This window comes from Bacillus sp. RCC_6_1, from assembly GCF_041360755.1.
GTDB classification, from domain to species: domain Bacteria; phylum Bacillota; class Bacilli; order Bacillales; family Bacillaceae_G; genus Bacillus_A; species Bacillus_A cereus.
The window spans coordinates 1,113,054-1,135,160 of record NZ_JBFUPV010000001.1 but is presented as its reverse complement, the minus strand read 5'-3'; the positions used below and the strand labels follow the sequence as shown (position 1 = coordinate 1,135,160).

The window sequence follows — 22,107 nt, the reverse complement described above, 5'->3', positions numbered from 1 at the left end:
ACATTACATAATAAGTAGGTGAAGGCAATGTTTCGTTATTTTAAGTTTAAGTTAAATGATACAGTACAGTTTGCCGAGAACGATGGGCATATGTATCGCATTGTCGGTTATCGGTTAGAAAAAGGATTTTATCCAAAAGATGAATGGACTCATATCATTTATGAACTACTTAGAGAATTTGACGGGTATACGATGGATGCAGAAGAGGAAGAACTTGTAAAGGTCGTTCAAGTAGAGGATGAGTATTACAAAATACAAGAAGTATCAGGTTATCGCTATCCAGTAAAAATGAAACAAAAACAACAAGTGATGAAAATAGAAAAGATGGACGATTTATTAGATGCTTACAATGATTATAAAAGGTTGGCGGATTTCTTTAAAGATTTATCGTATGAACAAAAAGCTGAAGAAGTATTATTAGAAATGAAAAGACTTAGAGCTTGAGGGGCAGTCTATTATAAGACTGTCCTCTATTTTTGACAGTGCATCAAAGTGTGTTTTCCGTTACAATGAGAGAATCAATAGAAATAAGGTGATAAACAGTATGGAAACAAAGAAAAAGGGCGAATGGTGTGAAATTATCGTTCCAGCTAAATGGAATGGTATAAGTATTGAATCGGTATTAAAAGTAGAATGGGAAATACCGAAAAAGCTATTACATCAGCTTCGTATGGAAAAAGGTGTTACGGTTAACGGGGAACAAAGAAGATGGAATGAGCTTTTAAAAGAGAACGATAAGTTACAAGTCCATATGTTTGCGGAGGAAGAGTACGGTGTAGATCCAGAATATGGTGAATTACATGTAGTATACGAAGATGATCACGTACTTATCGTAAATAAACCAGAGCAAATGGACACACACCCTGCTGAAAAAGGTGGAACCGGGACGCTTGCAAATCTTGTTGCTTTTCATTTTCAAATGCAAGGTTTAGAGACGAAGGTGCGTCATATTCATCGTTTAGATAAAGATACGACAGGTGGTGTCGTGTTTGCTAAGCATAGAATTGCTGGTGCAATTATGGATCGTCTATTAATGGAAAGAAAAATTAAAAGAACGTACGCAGCGCTCGTTGAAGGGAAAGTAAAGAAGAAACAAGGAAAGATTGATGCTGCTATCGGAAGGGACCGCCATCATGCTACAAGGCGTCGTATTTCTCCAAAAGGTGACCAAGCTATCACATATTATAAAGTAGAAAAGTATTTTAAGAAGCAAAACACGACTTTCGTAACGTTACAATTAGAAACGGGTAGAACACATCAAATTCGTGTTCATATGAGTCATAATGGTAATCCACTAGTTGGGGATGTATTATATGGTGGACAAACAAAATATATGTCCAGTCAAGCATTGCATGCGATGAAGATAAATTTCTTGCATCCAATTACGAAAGAAGCAATTGAAGTTGATGTGCCGTTTCCTACAAAGTTAAATAAAAAAATAAAAGAATTTCAAAAAGAAAATGCGTAAAGTATAAGTTTTAACTTGAAAAAAGTAGATTTTTGCAGGGATTTCTCTAAAAGAAGCGAAGCCGTTAAGAGAAAAGAGAGGTGAGAATCACTTGATCAAATATAAGTATGTACTTGGAATATTTTTCGCTTGTCTTTTACTTACTCTATTTCTCTATCCCTATTTACCAAATCGTATGGCAGTACATTGGAATGTAAATGGTGAGCCAAACGAGTTTATGAGTAAACAAGTTGTTGTAGCATTTATTCCTTGTTTTATTATTTTTTCATATGGATTTTTGTATATTATTTCACATAATATATTTAAGTTTAATGAAAGAGAGCATGGTATTATAGGCGGCTTTATAAAGAAAATTACGTTATTTATGTTGTTTATTCATATGCTTATCCTCTTTATTAATTTTAGGAAGGTGATATCCTTTCAAACAGGATTAACGATTGGGATTAGTATGTTTCTTTTTATGCTGAGTAAAGAATTTAAGAACATAAAAGGCAAAGAAAAGGAAAAAGAAAAAGACCCAATTAAATTACAAAAAATTCGTTTAGTGAGTAGACGGATTTTTCAAGTGATGGCATGGGGCATATTGTTTTCATTGTTTTTGAACTTAGAGTGGGGATTTTATGTATTGCTTAGTGTAATAAGCTGTGGATCTATGTTGTTTATGTTATATATTTTCTATTCATACATAATAGAAAGCTATGAAACTTAAAAAAGAGTCTTCTCATTATGAGAAGACTCTTTTAATCTATTTACTTCGTAATAAATTGTTGTGTCCAGTAGTTGCCGCTTTCTACATAACCAACACCGATGTGAGTGAAGCCGTTATTTAAGATGTTTGCACGGTGTCCAGCGCTGTTCATCCAAGCTTGTACTACTTCTTCAGGTGTACGTTGACCTTGAGCGATGTTTTCACCTGCAGATGTATAAGAAATACCAAATTTCTTCATCATGTCAAACGGAGACCCGTATGTAGGGCTGTTATGATCAAAGTAGTTGTTTTTTTGCATATCTTCAGATTTAATACGTGCTACTTTGCTTAATTCAGTATCGATTTTTAGTGCTGGTAAGCCTTGTTTTGCACGCTCAGCGTTTGTTAATTCAACAACACGTTGTTCGAACTCGCTTAAAGATTTTGCTTCTTCAGCAGGCTTTTGCTCAGCTGGTTTTTGTTCAGCAGGTTTTTGAGTATTGTTGTTTTCAGCAGGTTTTTGAGCTTCTGGTTTTTGAACTTCTTCAGCAGGCTTTTGCTCGGCAGGTTTTTGTTCAACTGGCTTTTGAGTTTCTGGCTTAGCTGTTGGTTGCTCAGTTACAACATTTTCAGTAGGTTGTTGACCAGGAATGAAGCAGTTTGGTTGGAAGTTTCCTTGTTGCCATTGTGCTAATGATTCAACTCCCATAGATTGTAAGAATGCTTGTAATTCTTGTTGGCTCATTTGTTTCATCATCACTTTTGAATGCTGAATATTTTGAACCTTTACGTTAGATGGTTGTACTGTTGCAGCTTGTGCATCTAGAGAAGATACTCCTAAAGTAAGAGCTGTTGCAGCAGCTACAGATAATAAAACACGTTTTTTCATGATGTGTGTCCCCCTATATAAAGTTTTAATTTGTTTTCACACGATTTGTTTTTGACAGCCTGTCTGACTGACAAATTCATCGTAGCATACAATTTGCGAGAAAAAAGATGGAAAAAAATTCATAGACTTTAAAATTACCTAATTTATCCTAAGAGAAGAAGGGAGCAAAAATAAGAGAAATATAGAGTATAAAAGGAATTTATAGTGTTTTTATACTTGGTTTTAAGAGGGGGTTTCTGGATAAAGTTACCTAAATAGAAAATGAAGAATCCTATTGTATCAATGGTTTGAACGATTTTTTGAGGAATATAATGGATTGATTTTTACAAAACTGTAATGTTTCTGTTGTTCTTTTTTATAGTAAAGTAACATATTTTTAATGTTGTAGCAGACAAAAAAGCGGCTATCTCTTTACATAGACGAAGGAGATAGCCGTTTTCCTATTATTACGTATGTTACGAGTTAGTTTCAATTGCTTCTAATAATAAATCCACAATGTGAATTCCTCTCATTTTATGAGAAAGCCCTTCTCGCTCAATGCCCAATTTCATTTGTAATAAACAACCTGGATTTGCAGTAACAATGGTTGCTGCTTCTGTTTCATGCACACGGTCCATTTTGTAATCTAGAAATTCCATTGATAACTCTGAATGAACAATATTGTAAATACCAGCAGAGCCACAGCAGCGGTCGGCATCTTTCATTTCTCGATATGTTGCACCTTGGATAGCCTCTAGTAACATACGAGGTTCAGAAGATGTGCGCATAACATTGCGTAAATGACAAGAGTCTTGATACGTAATAACTTGCGGCGTGAGTCGTAAGTCAGTTCGCTTATGGAAGTCTAGTTCTACTAGTATAGCAGTAATATCTTTAATTTTAGAAACAAACTGCTTAGCACGTTCAGCCCAATCCGGATCATCCTTTAAAAGATAATCATAGTCTACAAGATAAGCCCCGCAACCACCTGCATTCGTAATAATATAGTCGATGTTTAAATCTTCGAATGCTTTTATATTTCGCTTTGCTAATTCTTTTGCTCCACTCTTTTCACCAGCATGTCCATGCAATGCACCGCAGCAACTTTGTGTTTTCGGAATAACGATATCACAACCAGCTAATTGAAGAAGTTTCATCGTTGCGTTATTTGTTTCTAAAAACATCGTATCCATTAAGCAGCCTGTGAAGAATGCAACTTGTTTTTTCTTTGTACTTTCTGCAGGTAAAAATGAAGGACGATCTTTCATCGCTTTCATTTTAGGGACTTTTGGTAAAACGAGATCCATCGTTGCAAGGGTTTCAGGGAATAACTTCATAATCCCTGTTTTATGTGTTAGCGTTTGTAAACCAGAACGTTGATAAAATCCGATTAGTCCAGTTAATGTTCTCATTCGATTTTGATGGGGGAATAATCCTTCAAAAACGACTTTTCGAACAGCTTTCACTGGCACTGAGAATTTTTTATTTTGATTAATAATATCACGAGCTTCTTCTAATAAATGTCCATAATTTACACCAGATGGACAAACAGGCTCACAAGCACGGCAGCCAAGACAAACGTTTAATGTATTTTCAACATCTTCATCTGGCTCGATTAAACCATCAACGACTGCTTTCATTAATGCGATACGTCCGCGAGGTGAATGTGACTCTTTATATCCAGATTGAATGTAGGTAGGACAAGTAGGTAAACAAAAACCGCATCGCATACAGTTTAGTAATTCATCTTCACTTAATCGTTCTTTAAATTCTTTTTGAATATTTTCTTTATTTAATGTGGTCATCGCTCAACCACCACTCTTTTTCGAGTGTCTTTCGCGAACATTTTTCCAGGATTCATAATGTTATTTGGATCGAAAGCTTGCTTTATTCCTTGCATAGCTGCAATACCTTCTTTACCTAATTTCATTTCTAAATATGGAGCTTTCATTGCACCAACACCATGTTCACCAGTAATTGTGCCACCAAGTTCAATTGCTTTCGCAAATATTTCAGCAAAAGCTTGCTCAGCTCGGTGCATTTCTTCTGCATTACGAGCGTCTGTCATACAAGTTGGATGTAAGTTACCATCACCAGCGTGCCCAAACGTACAAATAGGAATATTATATTTTTTTGCAATGGTATTAATAGCTTCAACCATTGGAGCTATTTGTGAACGTGGTACAGTTGCATCTTCTAATATTGTAGTAGGTTTTAATCTTGCAAGCGCTGATAGGGCACTACGACGAGCGGTACGAAGCGCATCTGCTTCTGTTTCATCTTTTGCAACGCGAACATCAACCGCATTCATAGAGTGACAAACGTTAGCCATTTTTTCAATATCTCGATTGACTACTTCGGGCGGACCGTCTTGTTCGATTAATAAAATTGCTTTTACATCTGTAGGTAAACCGATTTGTGCAAACTCTTCTACTACTTCAATTGTCGGTTGGTCTAAAAACTCCAGTGTTGCTGGAATGATTTTATTTGCAATAATAGAAGAAACAGCACGTGCAGCTTCATTAATATCTTCATATAGTGCAAGCATTGTTTTCTTTGTTTCAGGCATAGGAACAAGTTTTAATATAGCTTCTGTTACCACGCCAAGTGTTCCTTCAGAACCGATAAATAAACGAGTTAAATCGTAACCAGCTACATCTTTTGCTAATTTACCACCAGTGCGAATAATATCGCCATTTGGTAAGACAAGTTCAAGCCCCATTACATAATCACGTGTTACGCCATATTTCAAACCGCGTAATCCACCTGAGTTTTCATTAATATTACCGCCGATTGTAGAAATTTTCATCGAGCTTGGATCTGGTGGATAAAATAAACCTTTTTCTTCTACCGCTTTAATAATATCAAGTGTAATGACACCAGCTTGTACAGTAATTGTTAAGTTTTCTTCATCAATTTCTAAAATATTGTTCATATGGCGGAAAATAAGGACGATACCGCCTTCAAGTGGACATGTTCCTGCGCAAAGGTTTGTTCCAGACCCGCGCACATACACAGGGATTTTGTGAGTGTTACATACTTTTAACACTTCAGCTACTTCATTTGTATTACGAGGAGCAATGACTGCATCAGGCATTGCTTGGAAGTTTGGAGTGGCATCATAACTATAAGTTAAACGCCCCATATTGGATGTATCTACATTATCTTCGCCAACAATAGATACGAATGAATGAATAATTTGTTTTTCTAACATTGGAAATCCCCCTCAAACTGTTAACATGTTTAGTTATAATAAACAACGTGGTAACAGTGCTTTCATTATAATGATAAAAAAGTCGAGGGATTCTTTCTATGTATAATCATCTAAAGATTAATCTGTTTTATCGTTATTTTTTGTATGATTATCTAATAGGAGGAGTGCGAAGTATAAAACGTTTAAGTCTTTGAATTGTTTTGGATCAAGTCCTGTATGTTCTTCAATCTTTTTTAGCCTATAATGTAAGGTGTTAATGTGTATATGTAATTGTTTAGCTGTCTGTTTATAAGATTGGTTATAATCGATAAATAAGCGTAAAGTGTGCATAAGCTCAGGAGATGATAGTAAGCTTTCGATGGTACGCTCTAGAAATTGTTCACGCGTTTCGGCAGAAATATCTTGTAAACACATTTCTAAACGTAAATCTTCATTAAATACAATTTTTTTCGTTTCCAATGATACAGAAAGAGCACGTAATGCTTGTTCGTAACATATGTTCATATTGTTTGGGGTAACTGTTTGCCCAATCCCGATATATAAAGGAATAGAAAATAAAGCTTCGCAGTCTTGTTTTAACCGTTTTAAAAACTGATAAGTTTGTTCTTTGGAGCTCATCGCTGTAAATAAAATAAAACGATCATTTCCCCAGCGAACAAATAGATGCTCTTTTGTTAAAATATTTCGTACATGTTGCCATATTTTACGCTGGAGCATTGTGTCATTTTTGCCAATAGAAAACAAAACAAGTTGTTTTTTCTTATATAAATCAATGCCAAGTGTTTTGGCACGATCAAGAAAACTCGGGGACCACTCTGTATTTTGAAGCCAATCAAAGACAAAAGCTTCATAAGAACGGTGCTCAAGTTCTAATTGCTCTAAAAAGTAGTTTTCATGAATTAATAATTCGGTCATCTTACGCAATATTTCTCCGTAGCGTGAAATATTTTCAGGTTCTCCGGTAATCCCAATGACACCAATTACTTCATCATGAAATAATAGAGGAAGATTCATCCCAGCCTTTACACCTTGCAATCGCCTTTCATCTTCTTTTGTAATGATGACGGTTTTCTTTTGTTTAGCGCAGCGGAGTGCACCTTCATGAAATTGGCCAATTCTTTCTGTATCTGTACTTGCGATAATAACGCCTTCTATATTAATGATAATTATATTTTCTGTAATTAGTCTGCGTACTTCTCGTACAATTTTATTCGCTAAATCAGGAAATAGCATAATTGACACACCTCAAATTCTATTTGTTGTACATTATATATGTAAATTGAGTAAGAAAGGGGAATTTCACACTTTCCACACATTTATTTGTTATTTTACAATTATAACGAAATCATCTGAAGATGGAGGGAATCTTTTGAGAAAGTATGTTTTTCTTCTCTGTTTTTTATTTCTATTAGTAGGGTGTCAAGGAAGTTCATATACACCAATTGCTAAAGATAAAAATGTTATTATAACTACGAATATAAAAGAAGGCAGTATTAGTTTTATTAATAAAAAGGATAAAAAGTTAATTACGACATGGGAACTAAATGAGCCAATGGCCGGAATCACACTGCTTCCAAATGGCGATGAAATACTTGTATACGGTAAGCAATTAGAATATATGTATGTATATTCACTAGCGGAAGGAAGGCAAGTGGAAAAATATAAAACTGGAAAGGGCATTGTAAATGTGGTCGTATCAGCAGATAAAAAACAATTATTTGCTGCTGATCAAAATGTTCAAAAGGTAAGGTTCTTTACGATAAATGGGAAAGAGACAGGAAATGTTTCAACAGGAAAAGGGCCTATAACGATGGTAGAGTATCAGAATCGGTTATCTGTACTAAACTTTTATGATACGAAACTAACGACAATTGATACGAAGAAAAAAGAAGTTGTTCAATCCTTTATGATTCCGCCAGCATCAACAGGAGCGACGATTAGTCCTGATGGGAAAGAAATATGGATTGGCGGGCATGGTGATGGAAATCAAGTGAATGAGAAAGTGTTAGTGTATTCTTTACAGAGTGGAGAAATGGTGCGTTCTTTACACGCTCCATTTATGCCTGTGAACATAACGAAAGATAATAAGTACGTATATGCATTAAGCCACGGTTCGAATATGCTTAGAAAATTTGATACTAGTACGTATAAAGAGGTAGCTTCCGTTGAAATAGGCTCAAATCCATTTGCATTTTTGAAAAGCGGAGCAGAAGGATATGTAGCAAGTTATGATAGTGATGAAGTGTGCGTCATGGATATGAAGAGTATGAAAATAAAACAAACAATTAAAGTCGGAAAAGGACCGTTTCAACTCATAGAGAGGGAAGGGAAGGACAATGAATAAATATAGAGTGCTAGTTGTAGATGATGAAAGTGATATGAGGCAGCTTGTTGGAATGTATTTGGATAACTTTGGATATGAGTGGGGAGAAGCTGAAAACGGAAAAGAGGCTCTTAAAAAACTAGAAACGGATCATTATGATTTCGTTGTATTAGATATAATGATGCCAGAAATGGATGGACTTTCAGTTTGTAAAGAAATTAGAAAAATGTCAGATGTGCCGATTATATTTTTAACCGCAAAAGGTGAAGAGTGGAATAGGGTGAATGGCTTACGTATGGGAGCAGATGATTATATTGTAAAACCGTTTAGTCCTGGTGAATTGGTTGCCCGTATGGAAGCTGTACTAAGAAGATATACAAAGCAAGAACAGCAAGAAGAGATTCAATTTGGACCAATTCTTATCAATGAAAAAAGCAGACGAATTGAGGCGAATGGTGAGTCGATTTCTCTTACTGTAAAAGAGTTTGATTTACTATATTTTCTTTGTCAGCATACAGGACAAGTATTTAGCCGGGAGCAATTACTTGAAAAGGTATGGGGATATGATTATGCCGGAAGTACAAGAACAGTAGATACGCACGTGAAAACGATGCGCTTGAAGCTTGGAGAAAGTGGAAACTACATTCAAACTGTTTGGGGTGTAGGCTATAAATTTGAGGTGTAACATATGTTTACGATGGTACAAAAACTTTGGCTTACAGTAGTATGTGCAGTATGTGTAACAGTGTCCTTTCTTTATTTCGTATCTTTATACTCGTATGAAAAGTTATACGTTGATAATTTAAAAACTTCGTTAGTAATGGAAGGGAAAAGTCTTGCTGCTCAATATGATAAGCGTGAAGGAATATCAACTTTTGAAGAGAAAGTAAGATCGTTTGATCAAATATCTAGTTCAGACGTTATTTTCGTATCTAATCCGCGTGATTTAAGCGCATGTTTGCCTTTTGATGTGCATCATCATTCTCTTATAAGTGAAGGAGATAGGCAAACGCTATTAGATGGGAAAACTGTGACAAAAATAGGATATGAAGAACATTTTGACCGTAATATTATGGGGGTTGTCATTCCTGTATTGGAAAATAAAAAATTAGTCGGAATTGTCTATTCGTATATTCCTTTAAAAAGTATAAAAGATTTAATCTATGATATGGGTCTTATTTTAGCACCGCTAGCAATTGCTATGATTTTAATTACGATATGGGTTGGAAGAAAAATTATAATTGCAATTACGAAGCCACTTTCGCAAATGGAGCGGGTTGCAAATCATTTGGCTACGGGAGATTTTTCGGAGCGGATTACAGTTTCTTCAGAGGATGAAATTGGACGATTAGGAAAAGCATTTAATAAAATGGCAAATTCATTAGAAACAGAAGATGTAAAGCGTAAGGAATTTTTAGCAAATGTTTCGCATGAACTTAGAACACCACTTAGTTATATAAAAGGGTATAGCGAGGCTATTTTAGATGGTGTTGCAAAGGGAGCTCAGCAGGAAAAAGTAACTCAGCTAATTCATAAAGAAGCAGGTCGTATGCAGCGTCTCGTTCATGACTTGTTAGACTTAGCACAATTAGAAGGTGAGCACTTTCCGTTAAAGAAGCAACCTATCGTTTTTTCACAGCTGATTGAAGACGTATTAGATACGTATGAGATTAAGTTTATAGAAAAGGAAATTCATATTTCAACCAATTTAAATCCAGAGGTCATTGTCATGATTGATGAGGATCGTATGCAACAAGTGCTTCATAATGTGTTAGATAATGCGATACGGTATACAAATCAAAAAGGAAATATCGTTATAACTTTAGAGCAAATCGATGATTACTGTGAATTAAAAATAAAAGATACAGGAATTGGCATTGATATAGAGCATTTGGAGAATCTTGGGGAACGCTTTTACCGAGTTGATAAAGCGAGAAGTCGTCAACATGGTGGAACAGGTTTAGGCCTTGCTATTGTGAAACAAATTGTTCATATACATGGTGGACAGTGGAAAATTGAAAGTGAAAAAGATAAGGGAACAACGGTTATTATTAAACTGAATGTACAGGATGAGGGGGGCATGTTCTAATTTTTAGGGCATGTTCTTTATATTGAAGAAAATATTTATCCCGCTATTCTCCGGTCAGTAAGACCCTCACCTCAAAATTCAGCGGAAGCAAAGAAGTTAGGTGGAGGCACTGCTGCCCGTAAAAGCCCGATTGGTGAGGGCTAATAATCAGTGGGGGATGAACAAAACCCTCACTGATTAAAGTTTCACTTTATACGTAAAAATATAAATTAATATGTAATAAATATCGAAAATTTGACTATTTTATGAACAAAACATTTGTACTTCTTATCAATTCGGTCTAAAATAGTTATGATGCAAAGTTCTTATAAATCGTTTCAATTGTTGTTTGGAAGATACTGAGGTGATTTAACTGGAGTACAAATCTATTAAACCGAAAAAAATTTACGAAGAAGTATCTGAAGCTATTTTAACAATGATTAAAAATGGTACGTTAAAACCTGGTGACAAACTACTTCCTGTGCATCAATTAGCTGAGCAGTTTCAAGTTGGCAGATCTGCTGTTCGTGAAGCGCTAAGTGCGCTAAGAGCGATGGGCTTAATTGAGATGAAACAAGGAGAAGGTACATATGTGAAGAACTTCGATTCTTCTTCATTAACGAAATCATTAAACAATAGATTATTAATGAAGAAAGAAGATATTTTGAATTTATTAGAAGTACGAAAGGTGCTTGAAGTGGGGGCAGTTCGAGTAGCGGCGGCAAAACGTACGGAAGATAATTTACAAAATATGAAACATTGGTTAGATGAAATGGCAAAGAGCATTGGAGATGAAAAGGCTGGCGAAAAAGCCGATTTTCAATTTCATATGGGAATTGCAGAGTCTTCGCATAATAGCATTTTGCTTGAACTCATGAATCATGTTTCAGAGATGATTGCTGAAACGATTGGTGAATCAAGACGCATTATTTTATATGGTGAACAAACGACATCAGAACGACTTATAGAAGAGCATCAAGTTATATATGATGCGGTGTTAAAACAAGATGTAGAATTAGCGCAGCAAGCAATGCTAGATCACTTAACAAATGTAGAAAATATTGTCACAGGTAAAAACGATATAAATTCGTAATTTAATCTTTTAAAAATTTAATTTTCTGATAAAATAGAGAAAGATTAAGTAAGCGTTTTCTTTAGAAGAGGGAGAGGATAGGCTATGGTTGAGCCTATTTCTTCTCTGCTAAGTCATCTGATGACCATATGTTTGTTGGTGAAGTTGTAAAAAGGGGGAGTAATAGTTATGAAAGTTACTTTATTTGTTACTTGTTTAGTCGATATGTTTGAAACAAATGTCGGCAAAGCAACGGTTGAAGTGTTGGAGCGCTTAGGTTGTGAAATTGAATTTCCAGAAGCGCAAGTTTGTTGTGGTCAGCCTGCTTATAATAGCGGCCATGTAGAAGCAGCAAAAGAAGCAATGAAACATATGATTGAAACTTTCGAAGATGCAGAATATATTGTTACGCCATCTGGTTCTTGTGCGACAATGTTTCATGAGTATCCACATGTTTTCAAAGATGATCCAAAGTGGGCTAAACGTGCACAAAAAGTTGCTGATAAAACTTATGAATTTACACAGTTTATTGTGGATGTTTTAAAGGTTACTGATGTTGGTGCAAGTTTACCAGGGGTCGCTACTATTCATAAATCATGTCATATGACACGTATGCTTGGAATAAAAGAAGCACCAGGAATTTTATTATCAAATGTAAAAGGATTAACTGTGAGAGATTTGCCAAACGTGCAAAATTGTTGCGGGTTTGGGGGAACGTTTTCAGTTAAGATGACTCCAATTTCTGAGCAAATGGTAGACGAAAAAGTAGATAGTGTAATGGAAACAGGTGCAGATTATTTAATTGGTGCAGATTGTGGGTGTTTGTTAAACATTGGCGGACGTATTGAGCGTTTAGGAAAAGAAGTAAAAGTAATGCATATTGCTGAGGTACTGAATAGTCGCTCATGAAGGGGGAACATAAGCTATGTCTATGAAAATCAGTGAGAAAAAATTTAATGATCGCGTTGGTGATGGAATTCAAGATTCGTTTATGCGCGGAGCAGTATCTTCTGCACAAACGCGTTTATATACGAATCGCTTAAAAGCCGCAGATGAACTAGGAAACTGGGAAGAGTGGCGTGAACTAGGTGAACAAATTCGTCAACATACGTTAGAAAATCTTGATTATTACTTAATGCAGTTAAGTGAAAATGTATCAAAAAGAGGCGGACACGTGTACTTTGCGAAAACGAAAGAGGAAGCAGCAAAGTATATTCAAGACGTTGCAAAAAAGAAGCAGGCAAAAAAGGTAGTAAAATCAAAGTCGATGGTAACAGAAGAAATCAGTATGAACCATGCGCTTGAAGAGATTGGCTGTGAAGTGTTAGAGAGTGACTTAGGAGAGTATATCTTGCAAGTAGATAACGATCCACCTTCACATATTATTGCACCTGCACTTCATAAAAATAGAACGCAAATTCGCGACGTATTTAAAGAAAAGCTAGGCTATGAAAATTCTGATGACCCGTATGAAATGACAAAGTTTGTTCGTAAACAACTTCGTGAGAAATTTATGGATGCAGAAATTGGTGTAACTGGTTGTAACTTTGCTGTTGCAAATACTGGCTCTCTTTGTTTAGTAACGAATGAAGGTAATGCAGATCTTGTTATGTCAATTCCTAAAACACAAATAGCGGTAATGGGTATGGAACGTATGGTTCCGACAATGGAAGAATTAGATGTTTTAGTTGGTTTACTATGTCGTAGTGCAGTAGGTCAAAAATTAACAAGTTATGTAACAGTAGCGGGGCCAATTCAAGAAGAGGAAGTTGATGGACCTGAAGAATTTCATTTAGTTGTTGTTGATAATGGTCGCTCTCAAATTCTTGGATCTGAATTCCGTTCAGTATTACAATGTATTCGTTGCGCTGCTTGTGTTAATGTATGTCCTGTATATCGTCACGTTGGTGGACATTCATATGGATCGATTTACTCAGGACCAATCGGTGCGGTATTAACACCGCTTCTAGGTGGATATGATGATTACAAAGAGCTTCCTTATGCATCTAGTTTATGCGGAGCATGTACAGAAGCTTGTCCAGTAAAAATTCCATTGCATGATTTATTATTAAAACATCGTCAAGTCATCGTTGAGCAAGAAGGTCGTGCACCACTTGCAGAAAAACTGGCTATGAAAATGTTTAGTATGGGTGCTTCTTCAGCTGCTTTATATAAAATGGGTTCAAAAATGGCACCAGCGGCAATGAGTCCATTTACATCTGGTAATCGTGTATCAAAAGGTGTTGGACCACTTAAAAACTGGACGGATATTCGTGAATTTCCAGCTCCAAGTAAAGAACGATTCCGTGATTGGTATAAAGATCATAAGAAAGGCGGGGATAAATAATGACAGGATTAATTCAAAACCGTGATGCCTTTCTAGATAACATTGCAAAAGAACTTGGGCGCGCGCGTAAAACAGAAGGTGTAGAGCGTCCAGTATGGAAAAGTAATGTGAATATAGAAACGTTAAAAGATTATTCACAAGAAGAATTACTAGAAGTGTTTAAAGAGCAATGTACAAACATTCATACAACTGTAGTAGAAACGACAAACGACCGTTTAGGTGAAGACCTTCAAAAAGTAATCATGGAAAACGGCGGGGGACCTATTTTATTATCAGCAGATGCGCGTTTTGATGCATATGGTTTAACATCTTTATTTAAAGAAGAACTTCCAAAACGAGATGTTGAAGTAAATGTATGGGATCCAGAGAGAAAAGACGAAAATATGCGTTTAGCTGAAAAAGCGAATATTGGTATTGCATTTAGTGATTATACATTAGCTGAATCTGGTACAATTGTTGTACAAAGTCATAAAGGTCAAGGGCGTTCTTTACACTTTTTACCGACTGTATATTTTGCTATTATTCCACGTGAAACACTTGTGCCTCGTATTACACAAGCAGTTCAGGATATGAACTCACGCGTAGAAAATGGGGAGACAGCGGCATCTTGTATTAACTTTATTACAGGGCCAAGTAACTCGGCTGACATCGAGATGAATCTTGTTGTCGGAGTACATGGACCATTAAAAGCAGTTTATTTCATCGTATAAAAGAGGGGAAAGCAGGCCTGGAAATGGCCTGCTTTTTAGTAGAATAAAGGATAATATGAAGTAGAAGTTCTCTCCTTTTTTTGCTATGTTTTTTGGGAAAGGAGAGGAAGGGATGTTCACTTATTTATATGCACTGTTAGCAGGGATGGTGTTTGGTTCTTTTTTTATGCTAGTTGCGATGAGGGTTCCATTAGGTGCTTCTATTATTACCCCGCGTTCACATTGTGATTATTGCAAATATGTGCTAAGGACAAAAGAACTAATCCCCATCATTTCATTTTATATACAAAGAGGCTGTTGTACGAATTGTAAGAGGAAAATTCCAATTATGTATGTAGCATTTGAATGTATAACAGGAGGTATATTTCTTCTTACAGTGTATATGATTGGAATAGAACGAGAGCTTATTATTATTTTATCCCTTTTTTCGCTACTTCTTATTATTTCAGTTACAGATTACTTATATATGTTAATTCCTGATTGTATTTTAATTTCGTTTGCCTTTTTACTCATTCTCGAAAGTGTTTTTGTACAATTAGTTACTTGGACAGATAGTATAGCTGGTAGTGGTGTTATATTTATTTTGTTATATTGCATGCAAAAGATATATCCAGAAGGGCTTGGCGGAGGAGATATAAAACTACTTTCGTTACTTGGATTTATAGTAGGAGTGAAAGGAGTTTTTATCGTTTTATTTTTAGCATCTTGTTTTAGTCTTTGTTTTTTCGGGATTGGTATCGGATTAAAACGTATAGAAGTACGAAAGCCAATTCCATTTGGTCCTTTTATTAGTCTCGGGGCAATATGTTATGTATTGGCCGCATATTCAAATTAGAGAGGGAATCGAAAATGAACGTATATATGGATGATCAAAGAAGTTGCCCGTTCGGGTATGTGCCCGCAACTACAGTAGAATGTGCTTTGCAAATGGTTCGGGATTATGATGTGAATATTCTTTCTCTTGATTTTAATATGGGATGGGGAGCGAAAAATGGACTAGATTTTGTAGAAGCTTTTTGTACAGAGGGGTTATATGTAAATGAAATTCACTTTCATACGAATGATGTCATCGGTATGCACAAGATGAAACAGAGAATGGATAAGGGAAAGGAAGAAGGAGAAATTACTCCTCACCTTGTTATTAAATACGTGGGAAGCTAAAAACTCCAAAGTAAAACTTTGGAGTTTTTAATGTTTCATATGGGCTTGTAAAGGAATAATCTCTTCTTGTTGAGCTGTTGCGATTTCAGTTTCTTCCTGTTGAACTTCAGGCGTTTTCTTTGTTAAGTAGTGGTATACCATACCGACAAATAATGATCCGCCAATAATGTTACCAATTGTAACAGGAATTAAGTTATGAATAGCACCTGAAAAAGAAATTGTCTCAGGATGCGGTGAAACTAAAGATAAAGCAAAGAGTGATAAGTTTGCAATACTATGTTCGTAACCAGATAAGAAGAATGTGAAAACAAGTAGCATCATGACCATTATTTTTGCTGTGTCACCTTTAACCTGAGAAGGTAAGAAGCAAGCAAGACATACGAGCCAGTTACATAAAATGGCTTTAAAGAATAACTGCATCGTAGGTGTATTCATCTTTCCTTCAACGACTTTACTCATTAAGTGACCGTGATCAATTGCTTCAAAAATTCCAGTTGCGTAAAATAGTAAGGCAAAGAATAATGCGCCGGCTAAGTTACCTGCATAACAAGCAACCCAGTTACGAAGTGTATCAGAAATCGTTGTTTCTTTTCTTAAAGTTGCGACAGTAAAGTACATTGTGTTCCCAGTAAACAATTCAGCACCGCCATATATAATAAGTACGAGAGCAATCCCGAAAAACATAGAAGCGGCTAAATAAGTTGCTGGTGAATCTGCAATGTGAAAAAAGTTACCTAATTTAAAACATAGTACAATAATAAAACCGATATAAATACCAGCAAGTGCAGCACGAATGAAATATTGCATTGGGTTTGTATCTAGTATTTTCTTTTTGCTTTTAGCCAGTTTGACAACATAATCTAGTCCTTGTTCTAGCATGAGTAATACGCTCCTTTAGTAAATCTTCTATAAATACTCCTTATATGAATAAAGTACATGGAATTGTTCTTACTTTCAATAAGTTTGTGCAATGTTTCACAAAAAGGACATACATACATTAAGAAAACGTTTACAAAAGGTAGTATAATGGAATTTTTTCTGGACATTGCGAGGAAGAAAGGAAAAAGAAAAAGCGCTGTAATTACAGCGCTTTTTCGTCTAAATTCTTTTCCACTTTTACTTCTACTTCTTTTGAGAAGAACCAACCACCAACTGCGATTCCGACTAATACAATCCAGAATGTAAGCTTCCACGGAGTGGATTCTGGGAATGAATGTGGAATTACATTTAATGCAGGATGTGCTAATGTATAAACTGCTAGCTTCACACCAACCCAACCTACAATTAAGAATGCTGCAGTTTCAAGCCCTGGTTTACGTTTTAAGATTTGTACGAAAGCAGTTGCTGCAAATCGCATAATGATTAATCCGATAAGTCCACCTACAAAGATAACAACGAATTGCCCAGTATCAAGACTACCAATTGTACCTAGTCCTGTTTTTGGTAAAGTCATTGCTAGTGCAACAGCAGCTAAAATTGAATCAACTGCGAAGGCGATATCAGCAACCTCAACTTTAAATACAGTCCACCAAAAGTTCTCTTGTTTTTTCTTTGCTTCTTTTTCTTCTGTTTCTTCATCTGTATTCTTTTTAACATATGTTTTAAATAAGTGATTACCAGCGATAAACATAAGGTAGATGGCACCGATTGCTTGCACTTGCCATACATCGACTAAGAACGAAATCATAAATAACGATCCAAATCGGAAAACGAATGCCCCCGCTAATCCGTAAAATAGTGCTTTCTTTCGTTTTTCTTCTGGTAAATGTTTTACCATAATTGCAAGAACAAGAGCGTTATCAGCCGCTAAAATCCCTTCAAGTGCAATTAGGATGAGTAATACCCAACCATACTCCAATAATAATGATACATCCATGTACATTCTCCTCTCATCTCTATAACTTCTAAATAAGTGAAGAATTTCCCCACTATTTAGTTTCCCCATACTCCTGCCTATTAACTTTGGAAGAATCTGGAAATGAATGCAAAAAAGACCTCTGCCGTTAATAGGCAAAGGTCTTGCTAGACATATGTAATAAAAATGCCAACAAAGCCGGAAGAACTAAGTTCTACGTAATGACGACTTTGTTTCCAAGATATATTCTTGGACGCTACTCCCCTTTGGAGATATGTTATTGTATTCTCATTATATGGATAATTTATACGGTTGTCAACCTGTTAAAATATCTTCATTCGGATACTTTATTTTTCGGTTCTTTTTACGAGCAAATGAAAATGCCAATGTTAAAGGACCCATTTTCCCAAAAAACATCATAAAAATAATAATCGCTTTTCCAATTATAGTTAAGTGGGGTGTTAAGTTCATACTGAGGCCAACAGTCCCAAATGCTGAAAATACTTCGAAAGCACTCATCAATAGAGGAACTCGTTCAGTAATACTCAAAATTAAAATAGCAAAAAAGATAAATGAAATAGAAATAATAGTAATGGTTAATGATTTGACAATGAGAGTATCTTTAATGGATTTTTTAAATACGACAATATCTTCTTGTTCTTGTAAAAATTTAAATACACCAAAAAATATGATTAAAAATGTTGTTAACTTAATCCCCCCACCCGTTGAAGCACTACCAGCACCAATAAACATAAGTAGCATCATTAATAGCAGGGAAGGTTTTGACAATGTAGAAATATCAACTGTATTAAACCCGGCAGTTCGCGTTGAAATTGCTTGGAAATAAGAGGCCATTCCTTCTTCAAATGGGGTAAAACCTCTCATAGAAAGAGAGTTATGGAACTCGAATATAAAAATAAAAAGGGTAGCAATAATGTTGATGATTAGAGTAGAAGAGAGCATAAGTTTTGAATGTAGTGTAAGGTTTTTAAAGTTTTTCTTTCTTTTTATGTCTACGATCACTGTAAAACCAATTCCACCTAAAATGATGAGAGAGGAAATGACGAAATTGACAATAATACTATGAGAATGGGACATTAAATTATCGCTCCACACAGAAAAACCAGCATTGTTAAAGGCTGAGATTGAATGGAAAAAACTATAATAGATCCCTTTGGTAACCCCGTATTTTGGTACCCACTCAAAAGAAAGAATTAAAGTAGCGATACATTCGACTGTAAAAGAGAATAAAAATAATGCTTTGGCAAGACGGATAACGCCGCCTATATTTGTTTGATTTAATGCTTGTTGTAATAAAATACGGTTTTGAAGACCGATTTTTCTGCCGAGCATAATCGCAATTAAGACAGCAAAGCTCATAATACCAAGTCCGCCAACTTGTATAAGCGTTAAAATGACACATTGTCCAAACAAAGTAAATACTTTTCCAGTGTCCACAACACCAAGCCCTGTAACCGTACAGGCAGAAACTGTTGTAAATAAAGCATCGAGCCATGAAATAGACGTTGTTGTAGCAATTGGAAGCTTTAATAAGCATGTACCTATAATTGATAACATGATAAAAGACAAAGTAAGAACGCGGGGAGGACTCATACGAATGTTAATCCGTTTCATGTTATATATCGTTCCTTTCTGTTTGCTCTTACTAGTATGTGAAAAAGTCCGATTATGTATGTGAAAAATAGAAAGAGGCAGAGAATATCTGCCTCTAAGCCATATGTTATATTATTATCCGCGTAATTGTTGTTGAGCTAAAGAAACAAGACGTTTTGTTACTTCACCGCCAACTGATCCGTTAGAACGAGATGCTGTATTAGACCCTAAGCTTACGCCGAATTCTTGTGCAATTTCATATTTAAATTGATCAAGTGCTTGTTCAGCACCTGGAACTAGTAATTTGTTTGTTTTTGCCATGATGATACACATCCTTATGAGTAATCCAGTCCAGATAAGTACTTATCTGAATTGGTACTGTTATTTTATGTGGAACCGGCGTGCTCATACGCGGAAGTAATCGGTGTGATTAGAAGTTATTGGATAGAAAAAAGAGTAGCAAATTTGCTACTCTTTTTTTAGTATTGTCGCTGTACCTTCCACGACAATATCATCCGATTGATTATATATATTTGTTTGCAACGTAATGATTTTTTTATCGTCACGCTTCTTAATAACCTCTGCCACAACGCGAAGTGTATCACCGATTTTGACAGGGGCACGGAATGAAACATTTTGGGATAAATAAATTGTATTTTTGCCTGGGAGTTTCGTTCCAAGGATGGTAGAAATAAAACTCGAAACGAGCATACCATGGGCAATACGTTCTTTAAACATTGTCGTTTTCGCAAAAGAATCTAAAATGTGAATAGGATTCACATCTCCAGTCAATTTTGCAAAATTGATAACATCTTCATCTGTAATTGTTTTTGTAAGGGATGCTTGATCACCGACTTGAATCTCATCATAGCGAAGCTCCGGAACAGTTTGTGCTTCTTGAAATGGATTCATTTTGTCCTCCTTCTTTTCCATATCGAAAAATGTTAGCCATCTTGATGTAGTAGGAGGAAGAAAGAGTTTTGTTTGTGCTGCGGTTAGCTCCCACATTTTTCTTACTTGATGGAAGTAAATAGATTTTTTGAGTTTTCCTCGAACTTTTTTGCGAGTTCCAACTGTTTTGACTTGAACTCTTCCAAAAAACCCTCTAACTGTTTTTGAGCCTCTTCACGTTGTAATTGTTGTTGTTCAATAAATTGTTTTGTTGTTTCTTCAAATTGACCGCTTGTTTGTGTAAGAATTGACAAAGATGTTTTTGTAGGAGAAACAGTAAGTTGATGCATATGAGCAGAAAGTTCCTTCCATTTGTCCTGCCACTCGTTAATTTGATCATTTAAGGAGTTTCCAGTTAATTGTTTCACGTAATCTGTATATTGGTTGTTGAACTGAGCAGTGAGTTGTTGTAGTTCTTTTTCTAGTTCATCTACTCCTGATGTTAATTTATGCAAAGCGTCTTGTTGTTGTTTTAATGTTTCTAAAGTAAGCTGCTCTAATTGTTTCCCAGCTGAAGAGAAAAGGGAAAGTGATTGAGACCAGTTTTTCCAAAATGCATCGACTAATTCGTATGGTTTAGTTTCCATTGTTTGACCCCCAAATGTTTTTTTGCATATTGTGAACGCAGATTACTCTGCTGTACCACCAGGTGAAGATGAAGAATCCTTTTCATCCTTTTCTGGAGAAGTAGAAAATGGAAAGAATGCATTGGTGTATAACGTGAAAAACGTTCGCAACATATTTTGATAATGTTCAAAAGAAGTCGCACATGTTGTTAAATATTGCTCTCCATATTCAGTTAAAGAATAAATTCTTTTTGCCGGCCCTCCATCGCTTGTATCCCAAGTAGAAGAAATAAGGTTTTCTTTTTCTAATTTGCGTAGTGTTCTATAAACATTACCTTGGTCAACAGAAGAAAAGCCGATATCCATTAGCATTTGAATAAGTTTGTAACCATGAAGACTCCAGTCTTTTAGACAGAGAAGTAAGAAGGGAACTAAGAAGTTTTTTGGCATGGAGTTTGGTTGCTTCGCTTGGTTGCTCTCCAAACTTTCGCGTTGTTCTGGTTCATTTTGTAGCATGATTGTGCATCACCTCATGAATCAGTTAGATGGAATTTTTTGCTTATAAGTGCAATTTACACCTATCTGTTTTTAAAGTCAACACATTTGTTAGAAAATAGAAAAAAATAAAATATAGACTTGAAGTTTTATTCAGAATATTAGAAAATAGTGAATAGGTTGAATTGTTTCAAAAACGAAAAAGGGAGTGTAGGTAAAGTGATTGATCAAAAATTCGATCCACTACAAGCATGGAAAAATGCTTATGAACAAACCGAAACATTTTGGGGAAAAGCGCTCAATGAAACAATTAAAACAGAAGAATATTCTGCTTGGATGGGCAGCGTTCTAGATTTGAATTTGTTTTATCAAAAAGCATTAAATGATACGACAAAAAACTATTTAGAACAAGTAAATGTGCCGACGAAAGAGGATATCGCAAGAGTAGCTACGCTAGTTATTAACTTAGAAAATAAAGTAGATAACATTGAGGAGTTTCTAGAGGAGAAAGTCGATTCTTTAGGACAAGCTCCTACATTAAAGCGTGATGTGACGAAAGTGAAACAAGATATTCGTACGCTTGAAACAAAAGTAGATCAAATTTTAGAATTGCTAGAAAAGCAAAATGCAGTACTAGCTAAACTACAAGTACCTGTAAAAGAAGAGGTAAAGCCTGCGAATAAGCCAGAAAATAAAAAATGATAAAA

General features: G+C 35.5%; 24 protein-coding genes and 1 riboswitch. Of the genes, 13 read left to right on the top strand and 11 right to left on the bottom strand.

Annotation, left to right across the window (positions count from 1 at the left end; translation table 11 throughout):
* The first annotated feature begins 27 nt into the window (after positions 1–27).
* The 3 genes from AB6801_RS05745 (at position 28) to AB6801_RS05735 (ending at position 2,177) form a co-directional block, all read left to right on the top strand.
* Positions 28–444, top strand: a complete 417-nt coding sequence (locus AB6801_RS05745; RefSeq protein ID WP_000490301.1) for a hypothetical protein — start codon at positions 28–30, stop codon at positions 442–444.
* Between the two features lie 100 nt (positions 445–544).
* Complete coding sequence (locus AB6801_RS05740) at positions 545–1,468, top strand: RluA family pseudouridine synthase (protein WP_000448320.1); 924 nt, start codon at positions 545–547, stop codon at positions 1,466–1,468.
* A gap of 91 nt (positions 1,469–1,559) precedes the next feature.
* Positions 1,560–2,177 (top strand): DUF1648 domain-containing protein, encoded by a 618-nt coding sequence (locus AB6801_RS05735; RefSeq protein ID WP_097998890.1) that lies wholly within the window; start codon positions 1,560–1,562, stop codon positions 2,175–2,177.
* Positions 2,178–2,217: 40 nt separating this feature from the next.
* Here the strand turns inward: AB6801_RS05735 and AB6801_RS05730 are convergent, their stop codons facing one another.
* From AB6801_RS05730 to AB6801_RS05715, 4 genes are all read right to left on the bottom strand, one after another.
* Positions 2,218–3,045 (bottom strand): CAP domain-containing protein, encoded by an 828-nt coding sequence (locus AB6801_RS05730; RefSeq protein ID WP_000747596.1) that lies wholly within the window; start codon positions 3,043–3,045, stop codon positions 2,218–2,220.
* A 455-nt stretch (positions 3,046–3,500) separates the two neighbouring features.
* Positions 3,501–4,829, bottom strand: coding sequence for a (Fe-S)-binding protein (locus AB6801_RS05725; RefSeq protein WP_000209649.1), 1,329 nt, complete (start codon positions 4,827–4,829; stop codon positions 3,501–3,503).
* Positions 4,826–6,238, bottom strand: coding sequence for a glycolate oxidase subunit GlcD (gene glcD / locus AB6801_RS05720; RefSeq protein ID WP_000890754.1), 1,413 nt, complete (start codon positions 6,236–6,238; stop codon positions 4,826–4,828). The genes AB6801_RS05725 and glcD overlap by 4 nt, the downstream gene beginning before the upstream one ends.
* Positions 6,239–6,355: 117 nt before the next feature.
* Positions 6,356–7,480: a CdaR family transcriptional regulator gene (locus AB6801_RS05715; RefSeq protein WP_141524868.1), complete on the bottom strand. Its 1,125-nt coding sequence runs from the start codon at positions 7,478–7,480 to the stop codon at positions 6,356–6,358.
* Positions 7,481–7,607: 127 nt separating this feature from the next.
* On the opposite strand from AB6801_RS05715, the gene AB6801_RS05710 reads away from it, so the two are divergent.
* The 9 genes from AB6801_RS05710 to AB6801_RS05670 all read left to right on the top strand — a co-directional run bounded on the left by AB6801_RS05710 (position 7,608) and on the right by AB6801_RS05670 (position 15,919).
* Positions 7,608–8,582: a YncE family protein gene (locus tag AB6801_RS05710; protein ID WP_097998892.1), complete on the top strand. Its 975-nt coding sequence runs from the start codon at positions 7,608–7,610 to the stop codon at positions 8,580–8,582.
* Positions 8,575–9,246 (top strand): response regulator transcription factor, encoded by a 672-nt coding sequence (locus AB6801_RS05705; protein ID WP_097998893.1) that lies wholly within the window; start codon positions 8,575–8,577, stop codon positions 9,244–9,246. Before AB6801_RS05710 ends, AB6801_RS05705 begins: the two co-directional genes overlap by 8 nt.
* A 3-nt stretch (positions 9,247–9,249) precedes the next feature.
* On the top strand, positions 9,250–10,650 hold the full coding sequence (locus AB6801_RS05700) for a sensor histidine kinase (RefSeq protein ID WP_000494818.1): 1,401 nt from the start codon (positions 9,250–9,252) through the stop codon (positions 10,648–10,650).
* Between the two features lie 382 nt (positions 10,651–11,032).
* The gene (locus AB6801_RS05695; protein ID WP_254905699.1) at positions 11,033–11,722 is read left to right on the top strand and encodes a FadR/GntR family transcriptional regulator; all 690 of its coding nucleotides are present in this window, start codon (positions 11,033–11,035) and stop codon (positions 11,720–11,722) included.
* 168 nt (positions 11,723–11,890) lie between these two features.
* Complete coding sequence (locus AB6801_RS05690) at positions 11,891–12,610, top strand: (Fe-S)-binding protein (protein WP_000869150.1); 720 nt, start codon at positions 11,891–11,893, stop codon at positions 12,608–12,610.
* Between the two features lie 16 nt (positions 12,611–12,626).
* Positions 12,627–14,048 (top strand): LutB/LldF family L-lactate oxidation iron-sulfur protein, encoded by a 1,422-nt coding sequence (locus AB6801_RS05685; RefSeq protein ID WP_000061930.1) that lies wholly within the window; start codon positions 12,627–12,629, stop codon positions 14,046–14,048.
* Positions 14,048–14,758 carry a LutC/YkgG family protein gene (locus AB6801_RS05680; RefSeq protein ID WP_000147183.1) on the top strand — a complete coding sequence of 237 codons (711 nt, stop codon included), beginning with the start codon at positions 14,048–14,050 and terminating at the stop codon, positions 14,756–14,758. The genes AB6801_RS05685 and AB6801_RS05680 overlap by 1 nt, the downstream gene beginning before the upstream one ends.
* A gap of 112 nt (positions 14,759–14,870) precedes the next feature.
* Positions 14,871–15,593, top strand: coding sequence for a prepilin peptidase (locus tag AB6801_RS05675; RefSeq protein ID WP_000495716.1), 723 nt, complete (start codon positions 14,871–14,873; stop codon positions 15,591–15,593).
* Between the two features lie 14 nt (positions 15,594–15,607).
* Positions 15,608–15,919, top strand: a complete 312-nt coding sequence (locus AB6801_RS05670; protein ID WP_001103760.1) for a cyclic-phosphate processing receiver domain-containing protein — start codon at positions 15,608–15,610, stop codon at positions 15,917–15,919.
* Positions 15,920–15,946: 27 nt separating this feature from the next.
* Here AB6801_RS05670 and AB6801_RS05665 read toward each other — a convergent pair whose 3' ends face one another.
* The 7 genes from AB6801_RS05665 to phaQ all read right to left on the bottom strand — a co-directional run bounded on the left by AB6801_RS05665 (position 15,947) and on the right by phaQ (position 21,421).
* On the bottom strand, positions 15,947–16,798 hold the full coding sequence (locus AB6801_RS05665) for a formate/nitrite transporter family protein (protein ID WP_097998894.1): 852 nt from the start codon (positions 16,796–16,798) through the stop codon (positions 15,947–15,949).
* A gap of 202 nt (positions 16,799–17,000) precedes the next feature.
* The gene (locus AB6801_RS05660; RefSeq protein ID WP_000383326.1) at positions 17,001–17,795 is read right to left on the bottom strand and encodes a TerC family protein; all 795 of its coding nucleotides are present in this window, start codon (positions 17,793–17,795) and stop codon (positions 17,001–17,003) included.
* A gap of 82 nt (positions 17,796–17,877) precedes the next feature.
* A riboswitch (yybP-ykoY riboswitch) is annotated at positions 17,878–18,051 on the bottom strand.
* Between the two features lie 38 nt (positions 18,052–18,089).
* The gene (locus AB6801_RS05655) at positions 18,090–19,409 is read right to left on the bottom strand and encodes a TrkH family potassium uptake protein (RefSeq protein WP_000822339.1); all 1,320 of its coding nucleotides are present in this window, start codon (positions 19,407–19,409) and stop codon (positions 18,090–18,092) included.
* Between the two features lie 114 nt (positions 19,410–19,523).
* Entirely contained in the window at positions 19,524–19,709 is a 186-nt protein-coding gene (locus AB6801_RS05650) for an alpha/beta-type small acid-soluble spore protein (protein WP_001140707.1), read from the bottom strand.
* 147 nt (positions 19,710–19,856) lie between these two features.
* Positions 19,857–20,300 (bottom strand): MaoC family dehydratase, encoded by a 444-nt coding sequence (locus AB6801_RS05645; protein WP_001067916.1) that lies wholly within the window; start codon positions 20,298–20,300, stop codon positions 19,857–19,859.
* Positions 20,301–20,401: 101 nt separating this feature from the next.
* On the bottom strand, positions 20,402–20,926 hold the full coding sequence (phaP, locus tag AB6801_RS05640) for a polyhydroxyalkanoic acid inclusion protein PhaP (RefSeq protein ID WP_000448594.1): 525 nt from the start codon (positions 20,924–20,926) through the stop codon (positions 20,402–20,404).
* Positions 20,927–20,968: 42 nt separating this feature from the next.
* On the bottom strand, positions 20,969–21,421 hold the full coding sequence (gene phaQ, locus AB6801_RS05635; protein ID WP_000939955.1) for a poly-beta-hydroxybutyrate-responsive repressor: 453 nt from the start codon (positions 21,419–21,421) through the stop codon (positions 20,969–20,971).
* 198 nt (positions 21,422–21,619) lie between these two features.
* Here phaQ and phaR point away from each other — a divergent pair, with 198 nt between their 5' ends.
* The gene (gene phaR, locus AB6801_RS05630; RefSeq protein ID WP_000566942.1) at positions 21,620–22,102 is read left to right on the top strand and encodes a polyhydroxyalkanoic acid synthase subunit PhaR; all 483 of its coding nucleotides are present in this window, start codon (positions 21,620–21,622) and stop codon (positions 22,100–22,102) included.
* Positions 22,103–22,107: the final 5 nt, after the last annotated feature.